15 protein-coding genes and 1 tRNA gene are annotated in these 19312 nt (G+C 57.0%); 12 read left to right on the top strand and 4 right to left on the bottom strand.

The window, feature by feature from the left end; all coding sequences use genetic code 11:
* Positions 1–77: 77 nt before the first annotated feature.
* Positions 78–878 (bottom strand): AraC family transcriptional regulator, encoded by an 801-nt coding sequence (locus ABIE61_RS14020; RefSeq protein WP_354410528.1) that lies wholly within the window; start codon positions 876–878, stop codon positions 78–80.
* Positions 879–1038: 160 nt separating this feature from the next.
* On the opposite strand from ABIE61_RS14020, the gene hemE reads away from it, so the two are divergent.
* Together hemE and can are read left to right on the top strand one after the other, a co-directional pair.
* Positions 1039–2103, top strand: coding sequence for a uroporphyrinogen decarboxylase (gene hemE, locus ABIE61_RS14015; protein ID WP_091827669.1), 1065 nt, complete (start codon positions 1039–1041; stop codon positions 2101–2103).
* An 80-nt stretch (positions 2104–2183) separates the two neighbouring features.
* Positions 2184–2846: a carbonate dehydratase gene (gene can, locus ABIE61_RS14010; protein ID WP_091827668.1), complete on the top strand. Its 663-nt coding sequence runs from the start codon at positions 2184–2186 to the stop codon at positions 2844–2846.
* Here the strand turns inward: can and ABIE61_RS14005 are convergent.
* Positions 2839–3867: a YeiH family protein gene (locus ABIE61_RS14005; RefSeq protein WP_354410525.1), complete on the bottom strand. Its 1029-nt coding sequence runs from the start codon at positions 3865–3867 to the stop codon at positions 2839–2841. The two genes, can and ABIE61_RS14005, sit on opposite strands and share 8 nt — an antisense overlap.
* A gap of 102 nt (positions 3868–3969) precedes the next feature.
* On the opposite strand from ABIE61_RS14005, the gene ABIE61_RS14000 reads away from it, so the two are divergent.
* Positions 3970–4824: a LysR substrate-binding domain-containing protein gene (locus ABIE61_RS14000; RefSeq protein ID WP_354410522.1), complete on the top strand. Its 855-nt coding sequence runs from the start codon at positions 3970–3972 to the stop codon at positions 4822–4824.
* A gap of 40 nt (positions 4825–4864) precedes the next feature.
* Here the strand turns inward: ABIE61_RS14000 and ABIE61_RS13995 are convergent.
* Positions 4865–4940: transfer RNA gene (locus ABIE61_RS13995), tRNA-Phe, on the bottom strand.
* A 332-nt stretch (positions 4941–5272) separates the two neighbouring features.
* Here ABIE61_RS13995 and carA point away from each other — a divergent pair.
* Genes carA through greA form a run of 3 tightly spaced genes read left to right on the top strand, consistent with a single transcriptional unit; the run spans position 5273 to position 10160 of the window.
* Positions 5273–6412 (top strand): glutamine-hydrolyzing carbamoyl-phosphate synthase small subunit, encoded by a 1140-nt coding sequence (carA, locus tag ABIE61_RS13990; RefSeq protein WP_354410520.1) that lies wholly within the window; start codon positions 5273–5275, stop codon positions 6410–6412.
* A gap of 50 nt (positions 6413–6462) precedes the next feature.
* Positions 6463–9687: a carbamoyl-phosphate synthase large subunit gene (gene carB / locus ABIE61_RS13985; protein WP_091827665.1), complete on the top strand. Its 3225-nt coding sequence runs from the start codon at positions 6463–6465 to the stop codon at positions 9685–9687.
* Positions 9684–10160, top strand: a complete 477-nt coding sequence (gene greA, locus ABIE61_RS13980) for a transcription elongation factor GreA (RefSeq protein ID WP_091827664.1) — start codon at positions 9684–9686, stop codon at positions 10158–10160. The genes carB and greA overlap by 4 nt, the downstream gene beginning before the upstream one ends.
* Before the next feature lie 52 nt (positions 10161–10212).
* Here greA and ABIE61_RS13975 read toward each other — a convergent pair whose 3' ends face one another.
* Positions 10213–10515 (bottom strand): YhbY family RNA-binding protein, encoded by a 303-nt coding sequence (locus ABIE61_RS13975; RefSeq protein WP_091827663.1) that lies wholly within the window; start codon positions 10513–10515, stop codon positions 10213–10215.
* Between the two features lie 313 nt (positions 10516–10828).
* On the opposite strand from ABIE61_RS13975, the gene ftsH reads away from it, so the two are divergent.
* The 6 genes from ftsH (at position 10829) to ABIE61_RS13945 (ending at position 19167) form a co-directional block, all read left to right on the top strand.
* Positions 10829–12835, top strand: a complete 2007-nt coding sequence (ftsH, locus tag ABIE61_RS13970) for an ATP-dependent zinc metalloprotease FtsH (RefSeq protein ID WP_091827662.1) — start codon at positions 10829–10831, stop codon at positions 12833–12835.
* A 76-nt stretch (positions 12836–12911) separates the two neighbouring features.
* A complete protein-coding gene (gene folP / locus ABIE61_RS13965) occupies positions 12912–13772 on the top strand; it encodes a dihydropteroate synthase (protein WP_354410515.1) in 861 nt (286 codons plus the stop codon).
* A gap of 3 nt (positions 13773–13775) precedes the next feature.
* Positions 13776–15128, top strand: coding sequence for a phosphoglucosamine mutase (glmM, locus tag ABIE61_RS13960; protein WP_354410512.1), 1353 nt, complete (start codon positions 13776–13778; stop codon positions 15126–15128).
* A gap of 117 nt (positions 15129–15245) precedes the next feature.
* Positions 15246–16703 carry a sigma-54 dependent transcriptional regulator gene (locus tag ABIE61_RS13955; protein WP_354410510.1) on the top strand — a complete coding sequence of 486 codons (1458 nt, stop codon included), beginning with the start codon at positions 15246–15248 and terminating at the stop codon, positions 16701–16703.
* The gene (locus ABIE61_RS13950; RefSeq protein ID WP_354410508.1) at positions 16700–17770 is read left to right on the top strand and encodes a sensor histidine kinase; all 1071 of its coding nucleotides are present in this window, start codon (positions 16700–16702) and stop codon (positions 17768–17770) included. The genes ABIE61_RS13955 and ABIE61_RS13950 overlap by 4 nt, the downstream gene beginning before the upstream one ends.
* A complete protein-coding gene (locus tag ABIE61_RS13945) occupies positions 17767–19167 on the top strand; it encodes a sigma-54-dependent transcriptional regulator (protein WP_354410506.1) in 1401 nt (466 codons plus the stop codon). Before ABIE61_RS13950 ends, ABIE61_RS13945 begins: the two co-directional genes overlap by 4 nt.
* The last annotated feature ends 145 nt before the right edge of the window (positions 19168–19312 follow it).

Genomic DNA, 19312 nt, shown 5'->3' with positions numbered 1-19312 from the left:
GCGGCCGTTCGAGAGGGCAGGATTACCCACTCGAACTGCATTTAATAACAGGCTGTGCGGAGAGGTCTTGTCTGAATCTATGCTTGTTTTGCCAAATCCTCCGGCAGAGCCTGGCCGTGTTGGCGCCGATAATGCGCCGGTGAAATCTGGAAGCGCTGGCTGAATGCGCGAGTCAACGCGCTCTGGCTGCAAAACCCGAAACGCCCTGCAAGTTGTGCAATGGGTGCCGCGGAGTTTTCCAGGGCGCTGCGCACAGCTCGCAGCCTGTACTCGCTGACGTATTCCTGCGGTGTGCGACCTGTTTCAGTTTTGAAACGGGCAAAAAACTGGCTGCTGCTGAGGCAAAACAGGCCTGCCAATTCGGCTACGCTGATGCGCCTTTCAATATGCAGTTCAAGGTAATCATCCAGCAGCTCAAGGTTGAGTCGTCCCGCCATGCCGCGAGGCTGTGGCAGAGGAAGGTATTCCAGCTGACGCTGCAATGAGCACAGCAGTGTGTTGCTGCAGGCTTCAAGCAGCAGCGAGTCTTCGGGGCTGCTTTCTACCTCGCGGCTGAGGGTGCGCAAGAGCAACTGCAATTGCGGTGGGCAGTTGAAGTAGCGTGCACTGCGGAACAGCTGCTCGACACGCTCCTGCTGCTGACGGTCTTCACTGTATGCCGGCAGATTGACGACCAGAATGCGGTTGTCGCCCAGTCCGCTGAAAATATGCTCGGTCGAGCAGGGAACCAGGCAGCCATGGCCGATGCTGACTTCTCGGCTGTGGCCTACCAGCTCAAATTCCGTTTCGCCTTCAAGCCCAAAAACCAGTTGGTGGTAATGATGGTCGTGTTGGTCTGCCGAACTGGGCAGGCTGATCAGTTGTGTCGATCGGTTCATGTGAGTGCCGTCATTGCCGTGGTCAATGGAGTATGGGTTAACCATAGACCAGTTATTGTACGGTGCAATTGGATGGATGTGATCAGGTCCATGCGCATTTGTGCCTTTTAGCGGTTACAATAGGCCACTTGAATTAACTGCGAACAGGATTGAGAGCGCGATGGCTGAACTGAAAAATGATCGCTTCCTGCGGGCGCTGCTGCGTGAGCCGGTCGATGTGACACCGGTCTGGATGATGCGACAGGCAGGGCGATATCTGCCGGAATACCGTGCCACCCGTGCGCAGGCCGGAGACTTTCTGAGTCTGTGCAAAAATCGTGAGCTGGCCTGTGAAGTGACACTGCAGCCGTTGGAGCGTTACGATCTGGATGCGGCCATCCTGTTTTCCGATATCCTCACTATCCCCGATGCCATGGGTCTGGGGCTCTACTTTGAGCAGGGTGAAGGCCCGCGTTTCAAGAAGATCATCCGAACCGAGAAGGATGTGGCCGAGCTGCCGATCCCCGATGCCGCCACCGATCTGGACTACGTCATGGCAGCTGTGAAAGAGATTCGTGGCGCTCTGTCCGGTCGTGTACCGCTGATCGGTTTTTCCGGCAGCCCCTGGACGCTGGCGACTTACATGGTTGAGGGCGGTTCCAGCAAGGATTTCCGCCATATCAAGCAGATGATGTATGCCACGCCCGAGGTGATGCATGCGCTGCTGGACAAGCTGGCGCAGTCGGTGACTACCTACTTGAATGAGCAGATCCGCAGTGGCGCTCAGGCGGTACAGATCTTCGATACCTGGGGTGGTGTGCTCAGCGGCCCCATGTATCAGGAATTTTCGCTCAAATACATGAAGCAGATCGTTGATGGCCTGATTCGTGAACACGAAGGCCGTCGTGTGCCGGTGATTCTATTCACCAAAAATGGCGGGCAGTGGCTTGAAGTGATGGCCGAAGCGGGTGCCGATGCTCTGGGCCTGGATTGGACCACCAATATCGATGATGCCCGTCGCCGCGTTGGTGACCGTATTGCGCTGCAGGGCAACATGGACCCAAGCGTGCTGTATGCGCCGGCTGATCGTATTCGCGCCGAGGTGGCGGATATTTTGCAGCGCTTTGGTTCTGGCAATGGTCATGTGTTCAACCTGGGGCACGGCATTCATCAGTTTGTTGATCCGGAAAGTGCCAAGGTGTTTGTGGATGCGGTGCACGAGTTGAGTGCCCAGTATCACCGCTAACCCACCTCCCTGTTGTGCGAGTCTGACAGGCAGCGGTGTGTTACACCGTTGCCTGTGTTGTATCTGCGGATTGAAAAAACATGAAGAAACTGTCGACGCTTTTTACCAATAACCGCAACTGGTCTGATCGCATCCGGGAGCAGGACCCTCAGTTCTTTCCCACGCTGGCCAGTCAGCAAGCGCCCGAGTACCTCTGGATCGGCTGCTCCGACAGTCGTGTTCCGGCCAACGAGATCGTTGATCTGTTGCCCGGCGAGCTGTTTGTTCACCGTAATGTCTCCAATATCGTGGTGCATACCGACATGAATTGCCTGTCTGTGCTGCAGTACGCAGTGGAGGTACTGAAGGTGAAGCATGTAATGGTGGTGGGGCACTATGGTTGTGGTGGTGTGCGCGCCGCGATGGAGCAGCGGCCACATGGTCTGATTGACAACTGGCTGCGCAATATTCGCGATGTTTACTACAAGCACCGTGCGCTGGTCGGTGTCTGGAAGGATACGCCGCAGCAGATCGATCAGTTGTGCGAGCTGAACGTGATTGAGCAGGCCTATAACGTCTGTAACACTACTGTGGTGCAGGATGCATGGAATCGTGGTCAGGAGCTGAGTGTGCATGGCTGGATTTACAGCCTTAAGAACGGTCGCCTGACCGATCTTGAATTTTGCGCCGAGGGGCCTGAAAGTGCCCAGAGTGAGTTGCAGGGAGCACAGAACAGGATCGAAGCAGCCCGCGCCTTCAGCTGATCAACAGCGTCAGCAGGGCACCCCCTGTCAGCAGCAACACAAACAGCAGAGCGCCCAGCGCCAGTGGGCGCCAGCCGGCAGCCCGAATCGCACTGATCCGGGTTGCAAATCCCAGAGCGGTCATCGCCATCCCCAGCAGCAGCTGGTCCAGCTGGTGGAGCCATGTCAGTATGGCGGCTGGTACCAGCTCAAGACTGTTCACCAGCGGCAGCAGCATGAAAACCAGCGCAAACCAGGGGATGGTCAGGCTCGGTGTTTCGCTGTTCTCTGTCCGATGCTGAAACAGACGACTCAGAACCAGCAGAACCGGTACCAGCAGCATCACACGCATCAGCTTGGTAACCACAGCCGTGTGAGCGCCATCCGCAGGTAACGTAGCGGCTATGGCGGTAACCTGTGCGACCTCATGTGTAGTGGCCCCAACAAGGCGGCCAAAGTCCCGTGCCGAACCATCAAACAGCGTCATTACCCAGCTTTGTGTAAACAGCCAGGGGTACAGCAGCATGGCCGCTGATCCGAACAGTACAACCGTTGCAATGGCGACAGGTACGGCCTGGTTGCGTGCACGCAGGGCTGGCGCCGTTGCCAGAACGGCAGCGGCACCACAAATGGCGCTGCCGGCGCCGATCAGCAGGGCTGTTGGTACGTCGAGTCGAAACCAGCGCACCCCGGCCCAGACCGCCGCGAGCAGGATGGTTGTGACCACAATTGCATCAATCAGCAGGGCCTCCCAGCCGGCAGTGCTGAGGTCATCCAGGCTGATGCGCAGTCCATAGAGGATAATGCCAGCTCGCAGCAGGTAGTGACGGGAAAATTGCAGGCCGCGTTCGGCCTGCTGGGTGAAATCCGAACTGCTGCAGTGGCCTGCTGCCATACCCAGTAACATGGCCAGTGTCAGTGGACCCAGCAGGGGGAATATTGGCAGCGGCATTTGGACCAGCGACAGGGCGGTCAATGTTAGAAAAAAGGCCAGTGCCAGGCCTGTAAACAGATAATGTCGACTGAGCAGAGTAACAAACATGGCAGCGAGACCTCTTGGCTGGGCTGGCTACCTTATAGAGCTGCAATGTATTAGTAAAAGGAGTAATTTATATAATATCTACCATAAAAATAGGTAAAAGAGATGATCTCTCTTCGCCAGCTGGAAATTTTCCTGGCCATTGCTGCCAAGGGATCAACTACGCAAGCTGCGGCGCAGGTGGCGCTGTCACAGTCAGCCATCAGTAATGCGCTGGCCGAGCTGGAGCAGCGCCTGGGTGTGCGGCTGTTTGACCGTGTCGGCAAGCGATTGGTACTGAATGAGGCGGGCCGACGACTGCAGCCAAGGGCACAGTTGCTGATGGCGCAGGCATGTGAGCTGGATGAGTTGTTTTCCAGTACTCAGGGGCGGCTGGCAGTCGGAGCCAGTACCACTATCGGCAACTACATGCTGCCGCAATTATTGGGGCGGGGTGGTGTTGATCAACCCTGTCGCCGAGTTGAGGTCGCTAACACCGAAGTGATTGCAGGACGTGTGGCGCGCTGTGAGCTGGATATTGGGTTGGTGGAAGGACAGGCGCGGCATCCAGATCTGGAGCTGACCCATTGGCAGGATGATGAGATGGTTGTGGTGGCATCGGCCGCTGGCGGTTGGACTGAAGCCGCTGTGACGCTGGAGCAGATGCCCTGGATCATGCGAGAAAAAGGCTCGGGCACGCGCAGTGTGGTAGAGGGGGAGTTCCCCGAACTCACGGCAAGCAGTGTCAGGCTGGAGCTGGGGAGCTCCGAGGCGATTCATCACGCCGTACTGGCTGGTTTGGGTGTAAGCTGTCTATCGCTGCAGGTGGTGGGACGTTCGCTTCAAAGTGGCGAGTTGGTGAGGCTGGTTCCGCAGCGCAGTATCCGTCGGCCACTGTATATTCTGCGCCATCGGCAGCGGCCGGATACGGCAGCGACGGCTGCATTCATGCAGTTGATAGGTCGGCAGGCAGGGCTGTAAACGAAAAAGGCCTGCATTTGCATGCAGGCCTTTCGGAATTTGGTGCCCAGAGACGGAATCGAACCGCCGACACGGGGATTTTCAATCCCCTGCTCTACCGACTGAGCTATCTGGGCTGGAAGAGGCGCCTATTCAACCAGTCTGTAACTGACGCGTCAAGTATCTTGCTGATTTTTATTCACAAAAGTGTCGGCTCACGATTGGGTGGCAGGGCAGGTCTGCTCCTGTTCGTTGTGATTCGGACCCGCCACACAGGCCCTCTAAGGGGCTTTTCGCGTGGACTCCAGAGCGCTGATCGTCTAGAATACTGGCGTTTAACCTGCTACGAATGCAGGCGGAACACAGCCAGACATATAAAAGCGAGGTAAACATCGTGTTTTGCCTCGCTTTTTTGCACGTATCCTATCCAACTGTCCAGATTATGCAGCGCATGCGCGGGGAGGTTCAATTGACGCGACCAGCCATTCTAGCCCTTGAAGACGGCAGCATTTTCAGGGGAATAGCAATTGGCGCCGATGGTGAGTCCAGTGGTGAGGTGGTGTTTAACACCTCCATGACCGGATATCAGGAGATCCTGACCGATCCTTCCTACTGCCGCCAGATTGTGACCCTGACCTACCCACACATCGGAAACACCGGTGCCAACGCGGAAGATGCCGAATCCGATCGCACATGGGCCGCCGGCCTGGTGATCCGTGATCTGCCGCTGGTGGCGAGCAACTTCCGTTCGGAACAGTCGCTGGACCAGTACCTTAAGGCCAATAACATTGTCGGTATCGCCGATATCGATACCCGTCGCCTGACCCGCATTCTGCGTGAGAAGGGCTCGCAGAACGGCTGTGTCATGGCCGGTGAAAATCTGGACGAAAACAAGGCCCTGGAAGCCGCGCGTGCGTTCCCGGGTCTGAAGGGTATGGACTTGGCCAAAGAGGTCAGCGTGACCGAGCGTTACGACTGGCGCTCCACTACATGGAAGCTGGGCGAAGGCCATCAGGATAAAACGGATGCCGAGCTGCCGTTCCATGTTGTGGCCTACGACTTCGGTGTGAAACTTAACATCCTGCGGATGCTGGTCGAGCGTGGCTGTCGCCTGACCGTTGTTCCGGCCAAGACTCCCGCTGCAGAGGTACTGGCGCTGAATCCGGATGGCGTGTTCCTGTCCAACGGCCCCGGCGACCCTGAACCCTGCGATTACGCCATCACGGCGATCGGCGAGATTCTGAGCAGTGGCGTGCCGGTATTCGGTATCTGCCTGGGGCATCAGCTGCTGGCGCTGGCCTCCGGTGCCAAAACGCTGAAAATGAACCATGGTCACCACGGTGCCAACCACCCGGTGCAGGATCTGGACAGCGCCCGTGTGATGATCACCAGCCAGAACCACGGTTTTGCCGTAGACGAGGCCTCGCTGCCGGCCAATCTGCGTGCAACCCATAAATCCCTGTTCGACGGTACACTGCAGGGGATCGAGCGCACGGACGTGCCTGCGTTCAGCTTCCAGGGGCACCCTGAAGCCAGTCCCGGCCCGCATGATGTCGCGCCTCTGTTCGATCGTTTTATCGAGCAGATGCAAGCGCGCCAGCAGGCCTGAATCCGCCCTGACAAGTCAGTGACAGCAACAGAGACGACCGGTTAAGACAGATGCCAAAACGTACGGACATAAACAGTATTCTCATCCTTGGTGCGGGCCCGATCGTGATCGGACAGGCCTGCGAATTCGACTACTCCGGAGCCCAGGCGTGCAAGGCGCTGCGTGAAGAGGGTTACCGTGTCATTCTGGTGAACTCCAACCCGGCGACCATCATGACCGACCCGGCCATGGCGGATGCGACCTACATCGAGCCGATCAACTGGAAGACCGTTGCCAAGATCATCGAAAAAGAGCGCCCGGATGCACTGCTGCCGACCATGGGCGGCCAGACTGCACTGAACTGTGCGCTGGACCTGGACCGCGAAGGTGTGCTGGCCGAATTCGGCGTCGAGATGATCGGTGCGACCCAGGATGCCATCGACAAGGCGGAAGACCGTGAGCGTTTCGACAAGGCGATGAAGAACATCGGCCTTGAGTGCCCGCGCTCCGCCATCGCGCACAGCATGGAAGAAGCGTTGCAGGTGCTGGACTCCATCGGCTTCCCGGCCATCATCCGTCCCTCCTTTACCATGGGTGGCTCCGGTGGCGGTATCGCCTACAACCGCGAAGAGTACATCGAGATCTGTGAGCGCGGTCTGGATCTGTCGCCGACCAAAGAGCTGCTGATCGACGAATCCCTGATCGGCTGGAAAGAGTACGAGATGGAGGTTGTTCGCGACAAGAACGACAATTGCATCATCGTCTGCTCGATCGAGAACTTTGATGCCATGGGCGTGCATACCGGTGACTCCATTACCGTGGCCCCGGCTCAGACCCTGACCGACAAAGAGTACCAGATCATGCGTAACGCATCGATCGCGGTACTGCGTGAGATCGGTGTCGAAACCGGTGGCTCCAACGTGCAGTTCGGCGTGGACCCGGAAACTGGCCGTGTCGTTGTGATCGAGATGAACCCCCGTGTGTCGCGCTCTTCCGCCCTGGCATCCAAGGCCACCGGCTTCCCGATCGCCAAGATCGCGGCCAAGCTGGCGGTAGGTTACACCCTGGATGAGCTGCAGAATGATATTACCGGTGGCCGCACCCCGGCATCGTTCGAGCCGTCCATCGATTATGTTGTCACCAAGATTCCGCGTTTCACCTTTGAGAAATTCCCTCAAGCCAACAGCCGTCTGACGACTCAGATGAAGTCCGTGGGCGAGGTGATGGCGATCGGCCGTACTCAGCAGGAGTCACTGCAGAAAGCCCTGCGCGGGCTTGAAGTCGGTGCTACCGGCTTCGATCCGATCGTGGATCTGAATGCCGAAGACGCGCGTGACGATATCGTGCGTGAACTGACCCAGCCGGGTGCTGAGCGTATCTGGTACATCGGTGACGCTTTCCGTCTCGGCATGAGCGTGGATGAAATCTACAAGCTGAGCGGCGTGGATCCCTGGTTCCTGGTACAGATCGAAGACATCATCAAGGATGAGCAGCGCGTGTCCGAAACCGCGCTGAGCGATCTGGACAAGGGTCAGATCTTCCGCCTCAAGCGCAAGGGCTTCTCCGATGCACGCCTGGCGCAGCTGTTGGGTGTGAGTGAAAAGTCGTTCCGCAAGCAGCGTCAAAGCCTGGGTGTACGCCCGGTGTTCAAGCGCGTAGATACTTGTGCCGCCGAGTTTGCCACCGATACCGCCTACATGTACTCCACCTATGAGGAAGAGTGCGAAGCCAACCCGTCCGACCGTGAGAAGATCATGGTGATCGGTGGTGGCCCGAACCGTATCGGCCAGGGTATCGAGTTTGACTATTGCTGCGTACATGCAGCGCTGGCGGCGCGTGAAGACGGTTATGAGACCATTATGGTCAACTGTAACCCGGAAACCGTCTCCACCGACTATGACACCTCCGATCGCCTGTTCTTTGAGCCGATTACCCTCGAAGACGTGCTGGAAATTGTTCATGTCGAGAAGCCAAAGGGTGTGATCGTGCAGTACGGTGGTCAGACGCCGCTGAAACTGGCGGTAGCGCTGGAGCAGGCCGGTGTACCGATAATTGGTACCAGCCCGGAAGCGATCGACCGTGCCGAAGACCGTGAGCAGTTCCAGCAGATGCTCAAGCGACTGGGTCTGAAACAGCCGGAAAACGCCACCGTGCGTAGCCTGGAGGAGGCGATCGTTGGCGCCGGCAAGATCGGTTACCCGCTGGTGGTGCGCCCCTCCTACGTGTTGGGTGGTCGTGCCATGGAAATCGTCTACAAGGAAGACGAGCTGCGTCGCTACATGACTACTGCGGTGCAGGTCTCCAACGATGCTCCGGTGCTGCTGGACCATTTTTTGAATGCTGCGGTTGAGGTCGATATCGATGCCGTCAGCGACGGCAAAACCGTCGTCATCGGTGCCATCATGCAGCATATCGAGCAGGCGGGTGTTCACTCTGGTGACTCGGCTTGTTCGCTGCCGCCGTACAGCCTGGCGGCCGATGTGCAGGACGAAATGCGTGAGATGGTCCGCAAGATGGCACTGGAACTGGGCGTGGTCGGTCTGATGAACGTGCAGTTGGCCTATCAGGATGGCGAAATTTACGTCATCGAGGTGAACCCGCGTGCTTCTCGTACCGTACCGTTCGTTTCCAAGTGCATCGGAGTATCGCTGGCCAAGATCGCTGCGCTGGTGATGACCGGCAGGACCTTGCAGGAACTTGGTTTCACCGAGGAGATCGTACCGAAATTCTTCAACGTGAAGGAAGCGGTATTCCCGTTCAACAAGTTCCCGGGCGTGGACCCGATCCTTGGCCCGGAAATGAAGTCGACCGGTGAGGTTATGGGTACCGGAGCCACTTTTGGCGAAGCGTTCATGAAAGCGCAGATTGGTGCCGGTGAGAAGATGCCGTCAGCCAGTGGCAAAGCGTTTATCTCCGTACGTGACGTGGATAAGACTGCAGTCGTGCCGGTAGCCAAAGACTTGGCAGCACTGGGCTTTTCACTGGTAGCGACGGCAGGTACCGCTGCGCTGCTTGAAGAGGCGGGGCTTAGCGTGGCACGGGTGAACAAGGTGGCGGAAGGTCGTCCCAATATCGTGGACATGATCAAGAACGGTGAAATCGTTTATGTGATCAATACCACTGAGGGCCGCAAGGCGATTGCCGATTCCGCTGAAATTCGTCGCTCGGCGCTGCAGCACAAGGTTCCCTATACCACAACACTGGCAGGGGCAGCAGCGACCGCTGAAGCGCTGAAATATGGCGAAGAGAAAACCGTGCGTCGTCTGCAGGACGTGCACGCAGGAGTAGCAGAATGAAACGGGTACCGATGACGGTTGCCGGTGAAAAGAAACTGCGTGAAGAGCTGGCCGACCTCAAGTCGGTCCAGCGTCCCGCGGTGATTGCGGCCATCGCTGAAGCGCGTGAACATGGCGATCTGAAAGAAAATGCCGAGTATCACGCCGCTCGAGAGCAGCAGGGTTTTATTGAAGGTCGTATTCGTGAACTTGAGTACAAGTTGTCTCAGGCTCAGGTCATTGACGTTACAGCTATTCCGCATACGGGTAAGGTGATTTTCGGCACCACGGTGGAGTTGATCAACATCGATACCGAAGAGGAAGTGCGCTATCAGATCGTGGGTGATGATGAAGCCAGCATCAAGGACGGCAAGATTTCGGTCAACTCACCGATCGCGCGCGCGCTAGTAGGTAAGATGGAAGGGGATATTGCAGCTGTGCAGACGCCTTCCAGTATGATCGAGTATGAAATTGCAGCGGTAGAGCATATCTAGTCAGCTGAAATAAAAAAACCGCCGGGTGTCGGCGGTTTTTTTTGGCTGCGTCTCAGCGCAGTAAATTGGACAGTTTGGGGTTGGGGTCGCGTGAAGGTCGATAAAGCAGGGCAATGTTGCCGATCTGCTGTACCAGTTCTGCTTCCACGATATCGCACAGCTCGCGCACCAGTTGGCGCTTGATGTCGCGATCTCCAACGGAGAACTTCACCTTGATCAGTTCGTGGTCTTCAAGGGCGCGATCCACTTCAAGCTGAATGTTTTCGGACAGCCCCTTGCCGGCCACCATAACGATCGGGTTCAGGTTATGACCCAGGGTGCGGAAGTGCTTCTTTTGCTCAGGCGTCAAGCTCATACTAGAATATGGTGCCTCTTGATTCGGGGATGGATCCCGTTTGATCAGATAAAGAGGTATTTTACCTGAGTCATGCCGGCCTGAGTAGCGCTTCGGTCTCGCCTGACGGTGATGTTGCCGAGGGGGCGCTAAGGAACATTTTTCGATTTGGCGAATCGAAGGAAGTTAATAGGATTGCATGTTGCTGCCTGCTCGGAACAGGGTTTGCACGCGTACAACGATAAACAGGTTGCAGGGCGGTACCGATTGGTTGAAAGTGGCAATCAGTATGGCCGACAGAATTGAGTGAACAGAGGGTGATCCATTGAACGATATGGCAAAAAATCTGGTGTTGTGGCTGGTGATAGCAGCAGTCCTGCTCACAGTCTTCAACAATTTCAGTGCCGAGAGTGATGCCGGAAAGCTGAGTTATTCAGACTTTGTTGCTGAGGTTCAGGCTGACCGTGTATCCAAGGTCACCATCGATGGCTATACCATCATTGGGCAACGCAGTAATGGGGAGCGTTTCGAGACCGTGCGACCGGCTGTACAGGATCCCAAGCTTATCGATGACCTGCTGCAACATAATGTGGTGATCGAAGGCAAGCAGCCGGAGCGGCAGAGCATCTGGACCCAGTTGTTGGTCGCCTCTTTCCCGATCCTGGTGATTATTGCCGTGTTCATGTTTTTCATGCGCCAGATGCAGGGCGGCGGTGGCGGCAAGGGTGGGCCCATGTCGTTTGGCAAGTCCAAGGCACGCATGATGAGCGAAGATCAGGTCAAAACCACGTTTGATGATGTGGCGGGTGTTGAGGAAGCCAAGGAGGAGGTGAAAGAGCTTGTCGATTACCTGCGTGATCCCGGCAAGTTCCAGCGCCTGGGGGGGCATATCCCGCGCGGTGTGCTGATGGCAGGGTCTCCTGGTACCGGTAAAACCCTGTTGGCCAAGGCAATCGCAGGTGAGGCGCGCGTACCTTTCTTCAGTATTTCCGGTTCTGACTTTGTGGAAATGTTTGTGGGTGTAGGTGCTTCGCGTGTGCGTGACATGTTCGAGCAGGCCAAAAAGCATGCCCCCTGCATCATATTCATCGATGAGATTGATGCCGTAGGTCGTCACCGTGGTGTTGGTATGGGTGGTGGCAACGATGAGCGCGAGCAGACGTTGAACCAGTTGCTGGTCGAGATGGACGGCTTTGAGGGTACCGAAGGCATTATCGTAATTGCAGCCACTAACCGCCCCGATGTGCTTGACCCTGCGTTGTTGCGCCCCGGCCGTTTTGACCGCCAGGTGCATGTAGGTCTGCCGGATATCCGCGGTCGTGAACAGATTTTGAAAGTACATATGCGCAAGGTGCCGCTGGGTGATGACGTTAAACCTGAATTGATTGCGCGCGGTACGCCCGGCTTCTCTGGTGCTGACTTGGCTAACCTGGTCAACGAGGCAGCGTTGTTTGCAGCGCGCAACAACCGTCGTACGGTCGGCATGGAGCAATTCGAGCAGGCCAAGGACAAAATCATGATGGGTGCTGAGCGCAAATCCATGGTGATGTCCTATAAGGAGCGCCTGAATACGGCCTATCATGAGGCAGGTCATGCCATTATTGGCCGTGTAATGCCGGAGCACGACCCTGTGTACAAAGTGTCGATCATTCCGCGTGGACGTGCGCTGGGCGTTACCATGTTCCTGCCGGAAGAGGATCGTTACAGCCACAGCCGTCAGTGGATTATTTCCCAGATCTGTTCCCTGTATGGTGGTCGTCTGGCGGAAGAGATGACACTGGGCAAGGAGGGTGTGACTACCGGTGCTTCCAACGATATTCAGAAAGCCACTTCTCTGGCTCGCAATATGGTGACTCGCTGGGGTCTGAGTGAAAACCTTGGCCCGCTGCTGTACGGTGATGAAGATGATGATCCGTTTGGTCGTGGCATGGGGCAGGGTGCCAAACCGATGTCGGAAGAAACTCAGCGTCGCATCGATGCTGAAGTGAAGACGATCATCGATGAATGCTATGCCCGCGCGAAGAAGACACTTGAAGATAATCGCGATATTCTGGATGCCATGGCCCAGGCATTGATGAAGTACGAAACCATCGGTGCAGTGCAGCTGGATCAGTTGATGGCACGGCAGGAGGTAACTCCGCCGGACGGCTGGGTTGAGGCTCAGGAGCGAGCAGATCAGGCCGAGCGTGATATGGAAGAACGCAAGACTCGTGAGCAGTCACAGCCGGGTGAGGCAAGCGACGAGGCGGATGTCGGTACAGGGGATGCAGGTGTCGATGATGACCCGCAGGCTCCGAATCAGGATGATCAGGAAAGGCCTCGCCGCGAGGATGATCGCTGAAGTCGGGGCTCTGGTATTATATAAAGGCTGGCGTGCGCGCTGGCCTTTTTTGTTTCAGTTGCAGGATTTAACAGCTATGGCGGTTTTGAAATGTGCCGGTCGCACGCTGGATCTGGCGCGGGTGCAGGTGATGGGGATTCTTAACGTCACACCCGACTCATTTTCGGATGGTGGCAGCGTCTATGAAGCACAGCATCTCTCGGTTGAACGCGCGCTACAGAAAGCTGCGCAGATGGTAAATCAGGGCGCAACCCTGATCGATATCGGGGGCGAATCGACTCGTCCCGGCGCCGAACCGGTACCGGTTCAGGAAGAGCTGGAAAGAGTCGTGCCGGTGGTGGAGAAGCTGTCACGCGAGTTGGATGTGGTGCTCTCAGTCGACACCAGTGCGTCTGAAGTGATGCAGGCTGCCGCAAGTGCCGGTGCGCATCTGCTCAATGATGTGCGTTCGTTCTCGCGACCGGGGGCTTTTGAGGTGGCAGTTGCGTCTGATCTGGCACTCTGCGTCATGCACATGCAGGGCAGCAGCCCAGCTACCATGCAGCTGAGGCCACATTATCGTGATGTGACGGAAGAAGTGGAGCATTTTTTACAGTTTCAGCTCCAGCGTTGTCGAGAGGCAGGCATCTCGGATGATCGGATAGTGCTGGACCCCGGATTTGGTTTTGGTAAGACACTTGAGCATAATCTTGAGCTGTTGAATCGGATGCAGCGACTGCAGGCGCTCGGTGCACCGCTTTTGGTGGGGACCTCCCGCAAATCAATGGTAGGGCTGGCACTTGGCAGGCCGGTGGATCAGCGTCTCTATGGCAGTCTGGCTACTGTCGCACTGGCGGTTGGCAAGGGGGCAAAAATTATCCGCGTTCATGATGTGGCGCCTACGGTAGATGTGGTGCGAATGACCGAAGCGGTTCTTAACGAAACGGCAGGAGTGTGACCGGTGAGCAGGAAGTATTTTGGAACCGATGGTATTCGTGGTGAGGTAGGCCAGTTCCCGATCACGCCTGATTTTGTTCTCAAACTGGGTTGGGCGGCGGGCTGTGTTTTTGCCCGTGAGGGGCGAAGCAAAATCCTGATTGGGAAGGATACGCGTATTTCAGGTTACATGTTCGAGTCTGCACTTGAGGCCGGGTTGTCAGCGGCGGGGGTGGATGTGCTGCTCACCGGGCCCATGCCCACACCTGCGATTGCCTACCTCACCCGAACCTTCAGAGCAAACGCCGGAATTGTGATCAGTGCCTCGCACAATGTCTATTCCGATAACGGCATCAAGTTCTTTTCCGGCGATGGCACCAAACTCCCGGACAGCATTGAGCGTGCGATTGAGGCACAAATGGATCTGTCCATGACGACGGTGCCGTCCGTCGACTTGGGCAAGGTTCGCCGTGTTGATGATGCGGCAGGGCGCTACATAGAATTCTGTAAAGGGACTGTCAGCGGCAACCTGAATCTCAGGGGGCTCAAAATCATTCTCGATTGTGCCAATGGCGCGACCTATCACGTGGCACCAAAAGTGCTGGCGGAGCTGGGTGCCGAGGTGATTGAGATTGCGTCTTCGCCTGACGGGGTCAATATCAATGAAGCCTGTGGTGCTACCGACACGACACGGCTGCAAAAAGTGGTGATGGCCGAAGAGGCTGACTTGGGTGTGGCACTGGATGGTGATGGTGACCGCCTGATGCTGGTGGATCATCGCGGTGAGCTGGTTGATGGTGATGAAATCCTTTTTATCATCGCGCGGAGCCTGCTGCAGCAACAGGCTTTGAGTGGGGGTGTGGTTGGCACACTGATGTCGAATTTTGGTCTGGAGCAAGCGCTCGCGCAGCTGGATGTGCCTTTTGTCAGAGCCAAGGTCGGTGATCGCTACGTGATCGAGCAGATGCAGCAGCATGGCTGGGTCCTTGGTGGTGAAAGCTCGGGCCATATCGTGTGCGGCAACCTGACCACTACTGGCGATGGACTGGTTGCGGCGCTTCAGGTTCTGAAAGCGATACAGGAACACGGCCAGTCTCTGCATGAATTAAAGGCCGGTATGCACAAAATGCCGCAAGTCATGATCAATGTTTCCATGCCGGGTCGGCCTGACCTGAGTCAGGTCGCGCCGGTGCAGGAGGCTGTAGCAGCCACTGAGTTCGAGCTGGGCAGTCGTGGGCGTGTACTGCTGCGCCCATCGGGTACCGAGCCGGTGGTGAGGGTTATGGTTGAAGGTGAGGATGGTGCTGAAGTGAAGCGCCTCTGTCAGGAACTGGCCACAAGGGTAGAAAAAGAACTGGCGGTACTTGCCAGCCAGTGATGAGCTAACGCGGAGGTAATTAGAAGCTGTCATCCTTTTTACCTGCTTCGTCAATCTATTGACATCCTCTCTCTATTCGGTAGATTGTCAGAATCCTGACAATGCCCGGACACCCCCATGAGCATAACCAACAGTGGAGTTTCTGACCAGCCTCCTTTCCAGGCTCTGATCATCGATGACGATGCTGACAGGCGTGAGACCTTGCGTGCCTGTTTGCAGTTTATCGAGCTTGAGTGTCATGTTTTTGACTTTGTAAGCTGGCTACAGCAGAGCAGGGCATTTGCGCTGGACTCGGTGGGGGTAGTGTTGATTGGTGAGAGCAGTCTGCCAATTGCGCTGAATAAGCTGGTCGCCGAGCTGGATCGGGGGCCGGTTATCCCTAAGCTGTTGACCTGTGACTGGCCGGAGCTGGATCAGGCTGCATTTGCGCAGTCCGGTATTCTGGGTGTGCTGGCGCAGCCTTATCGTTATCCACAGTTACTGGATTGGCTGCATCAATGTGCCCTTCTGCGTGAGCGTGGCATAACTGAGCCGCGTGCACTGCCGGATATGCCGGGTTTTGTCGGCCAGAGTGCGCCCATTCGCGAAATCCGGCACCTTATTGCTCAGGTGGCACCACGTGATATCAGTGTCCTGATTACCGGTGAGTCCGGTACCGGCAAGGAGGTGGTGGCGCGTTGCCTGCATGAGCATTCGCCGCGCCGTGACGGGCCTTTTGTGCCGGTCAACTGTGGCGCCATTCCATCCGAGCTGCTCGAAAGTGAGCTGTTCGGTCATGAGAAAGGGGCGTTTACCGGTGCTATCTCCAGCCGACCCGGTCGGTTTGAACTCGCCAACGGCGGTACGCTGTTTCTGGACGAAATCGGTGATATGCCGCTGCCGATGCAGGTCAAGCTGCTGCGTGTGTTGCAGGAGAGGCAGTTTGAGCGGGTGGGAGGCAGCAAAACACTGGAAGTGGATGTGCGCATTGTGACCGCGACCCACAAGAATCTGGAGCTGATGATTCAGGATGGGCAGTTCCGCGAAGATCTGTATTACCGCCTCAATGTATTCCCCATCGAAATGCCCGCACTGCGCGACCGGCTGGAGGATCTGCCATTACTGATCAATAATCTGAGTCAGCAATTGGATGAGACCGGCTCCGGCCGACTGCAGTTCCATCCCGCCGCGCTGGAGTCTTTGCGCCTGCACCCATGGCCGGGCAACGTAAGGGAGCTGGCCAATCTGGTTGAGCGGCTCAGTATCATCCACCCCGGCGGTGTGATCGGGGTGTCGGAGCTGCCGCCCAAGTTTCGCCATATTGAAGAGCCGGACCCTGAGCGTTATGTGCGGCCTGAGCTGCCGCTGCCGGTTGATACGGAGCAAGCTACCGCCTCCGCCGAGATTGCCGCTGCTGAGGCACTGCCTGCCGAAGGGGTTGATCTCAAGGCCTGGCTGGAATCCCATGAGCAACGCTTGATCCATCAGGCACTTGATGCGACCGATCAGGTGGTATCGAAAGCGGCACGCCTGCTGCAGATTCGGCGTACCACGCTGGTGGAAAAGATGCGCAAATACGGGATTGAACGCCAGTGACTGAAGACCAACCGCTGCAACAACGGATCGCCGAACTTGAACGTCAGGTGGCTGCACTTCAGGCCGACAGGGTGGCCCTTGAGCGCCTGCGCCGCCTTATTGATCGTATGCCCGGCGGAGTGCTGGTTATCGGTCAAACCGGACGTATTACGGAATTCAACCCGGCTGCGGTGTTGTTGCTGGGGATAGAGTTGGCCAATAAAACCTGGCTGGAGGTGATCAATCAGTGTTTTGCACCGAGGCCAGACGATGGCCATGAGGTATCGCTGAAGAACGGCCGCCGTGTCAGTCTGTCGACACAGGCATTGGATGGCGAACCGGGCCAGCTGGTGTTTATCACCGACCAGACCCACACCCGTACGCTGCAGGAGCAGCTGCACCATTACCAGCGGCTGTCGGAAATGGGGCGGATGATGGCCTCGCTGGCGCATCAAGTGCGGACACCGCTGTCGGCGGCACTGCTCTACGCTAGCCACTTGATGGCACCGCAGCTGGATGATGACAAGCGGATCCGCTTTGCCGGCAAGGTTAAATCGCGCCTGACTCACCTAGAGCAGCAGGTGCGTGACATGTTGATCTTCGCCCGCGGTGAAACCCGATTGGAAGACCGTGTTGATGGCCGTACCTTGATGGCAAGGTTGGAAGACTTGCTGGATCAGCCTTTGAGCCAGCACGATGCAGATTGTGATTGCATCAACGAAGCACCTGATGCGGTGATCCAGTGCAATCTCGAAGCCCTGCTTGGGGCAGTGCTCAATCTGGTTAACAACGCCCTGCAGGCCTGCGAAGAGGGCTCTGAGCTCACGCTGCGTCTGGCCCAAGAGGGAGACAGGCTACTGCTTGAAGTGATTGATGATGGCCCGGGCATGGATGCCGCTACACTGAAGCGGGCGCAGGAGCCCTTCTACACTACCAAATCACATGGCACGGGGCTTGGCCTTGCCATCGCTCAGGTGATGGCACGAGCGCATCATGGCGAGTTTGCTTTGGCTTCGACACCGGGTGTCGGCACCCGTGCGAGCTTCCGTCTGCCCCTGATCAATTCCACCGCACAGGAGTCGGCATGAGTGTAAAAGTCTTGATTGTTGAGGATGATATCGACCTGCGCGAGGCGATTACCGATACACTGGCACTGGCGGATATCCACTATCTGGAAGCCGGCAGTGGTGAGGACGCGCTGGCGTTGCTGAAGCGGGACAGTGTGGATATGGTGATCTCTGATGTGAACATGCCCGGTATGGACGGCCATCAACTGCTGGCCCATCTGAAGCAGCAGACCCCCTCATTGCCGGTGGCCCTTATTACCGCCTATGGTCAGGTGGAGCGGGCGGTGGACGCGATCCGCAACGGCGCCGCTGACTACCTGATGAAACCCTTTGAGCCGCAACAGCTGATTGATCTTATCCGCACCCATGCGCAGGGCCTGCTGACGACGCAGTATGACGAACCCGTGGCTGAAGCACCGGGCAGTCGCCAGCTGCTGCAGCTGGCGCAACGGGTGGCCACAACCGACTCTACCGTACTGATCACCGGTGAGTCCGGTACCGGCAAGGAGGTGCTGGCACGATATATCCACAATCACTCGCCCCGTGCTGACAAGCCGTTTATCGCCATCAACTGCGCCGCCATTCCCGAGAGCATGCTGGAAGCAACTCTGTTCGGCCATGAAAAGGGCGCTTTCACAGGCGCCATCAGCAGCCAGCCCGGCAAGTTTGAACAGGCCAACGGCGGTACGCTGCTGTTGGATGAGATCAGCGAAATGGATCTGGGGCTGCAGGCCAAGCTGTTGCGAGTGTTGCAGGAGCAGGAGGTGGAGCGTATTGGTGGGCGCAAGGTAATCCCGCTGGATGTGCGCCTGCTGGCCACCAGTAACCGCCAGCTGGAACAGACCGTGGCGGAGGGAAAGTTCCGTGAGGATCTCTACTACCGTCTGAACGTGTTCCCGCTGCAATGGCAGCCGCTGCGCGAGCGACCGGAAGATATCCGCCCGCTGGCCGAGCGCCTGCTCAAACATCACTGCCGCAAGATGGGTCGCAATCTGGCATCGCTGGACCCAACAGCCGCCAGCAGTTTGTGCGAGCATCATTGGCCGGGCAATGTGCGTGAGCTGGATAATGTAATCCAGCGTGCGCTGATTCTTCAGGCCGGCAACCGGATTACGGCCGCTGATCTGCATCTGGGCAGTGCTGCGATCCCGCTGCGTAATGGGGCCACACAGCCAGCCCCGTCAGACAGCCTGCCCACGGACACAGACGAGCCTGAAATGGACCTGGCCGAGGGCTTGTTGGGCAAAGACCTGAAACAGCATGAGTATCAACTTATCGTAGAGGCCCTGCGTGCCACTTCAGGCAGCCGAAAGGATGCTGCTGAAAAATTGGGCATCAGTCCACGCACGCTGCGATACAAGCTGGCGCGAATGCGAGAAGAGGGAATTGATCTGGAGTCATTGCTGTCAGGTAAGTAAGTGCACGCTTACTGTGTAGTATATGACTTTTGTCGGTATCCGAGTAGACCAATGTCTAATTCAGGGGACCCGAGTGGCTTCGGTATAACCTCTCATTAATCAACTCGATCGCGCCGACAATAGCGACTATAAATAAGTGCGGCGT

Origin of the sequence: Marinobacterium sp. MBR-111 (assembly GCF_040547585.1) — a bacterium.
Taxonomy (GTDB): domain Bacteria; phylum Pseudomonadota; class Gammaproteobacteria; order Pseudomonadales; family Balneatricaceae; genus Marinobacterium; species Marinobacterium iners.
The sequence above is the reverse complement of the archived record's forward strand: the minus strand, read 5'-3'. Positions and strand labels throughout refer to the sequence as shown.

What these genes read in the sequence shown, in the direction of transcription:
- ABIE61_RS14020 (WP_354410528.1), bottom strand. Translation starts at nt 878, where the DNA reads ATGAACCGATCGACACAACTGATCAGCCTGCCCAGTTCGGCAGACCAA.
- carB (WP_091827665.1), top strand. Translation starts at nt 6,463, where the DNA reads ATGCCAAAACGTACGGACATAAACAGTATTCTCATCCTTGGTGCGGGC.
- ABIE61_RS13975 (WP_091827663.1), bottom strand. Translation starts at nt 10,515, where the DNA reads ATGAGCTTGACGCCTGAGCAAAAGAAGCACTTCCGCACCCTGGGTCAT.
- can (WP_091827668.1), top strand. Translation starts at nt 2,184, where the DNA reads ATGAAGAAACTGTCGACGCTTTTTACCAATAACCGCAACTGGTCTGAT.
- ftsH (WP_091827662.1), top strand. Translation starts at nt 10,829, where the DNA reads ATGGCAAAAAATCTGGTGTTGTGGCTGGTGATAGCAGCAGTCCTGCTC.
- folP (WP_354410515.1), top strand. Translation starts at nt 12,912, where the DNA reads ATGGCGGTTTTGAAATGTGCCGGTCGCACGCTGGATCTGGCGCGGGTG.
- ABIE61_RS14005 (WP_354410525.1), bottom strand. Translation starts at nt 3,867, where the DNA reads ATGTTTGTTACTCTGCTCAGTCGACATTATCTGTTTACAGGCCTGGCA.
- ABIE61_RS14000 (WP_354410522.1), top strand. Translation starts at nt 3,970, where the DNA reads ATGATCTCTCTTCGCCAGCTGGAAATTTTCCTGGCCATTGCTGCCAAG.
- greA (WP_091827664.1), top strand. Translation starts at nt 9,684, where the DNA reads ATGAAACGGGTACCGATGACGGTTGCCGGTGAAAAGAAACTGCGTGAA.
- hemE (WP_091827669.1), top strand. Translation starts at nt 1,039, where the DNA reads ATGGCTGAACTGAAAAATGATCGCTTCCTGCGGGCGCTGCTGCGTGAG.
- ABIE61_RS13955 (WP_354410510.1), top strand. Translation starts at nt 15,246, where the DNA reads ATGAGCATAACCAACAGTGGAGTTTCTGACCAGCCTCCTTTCCAGGCT.
- ABIE61_RS13945 (WP_354410506.1), top strand. Translation starts at nt 17,767, where the DNA reads ATGAGTGTAAAAGTCTTGATTGTTGAGGATGATATCGACCTGCGCGAG.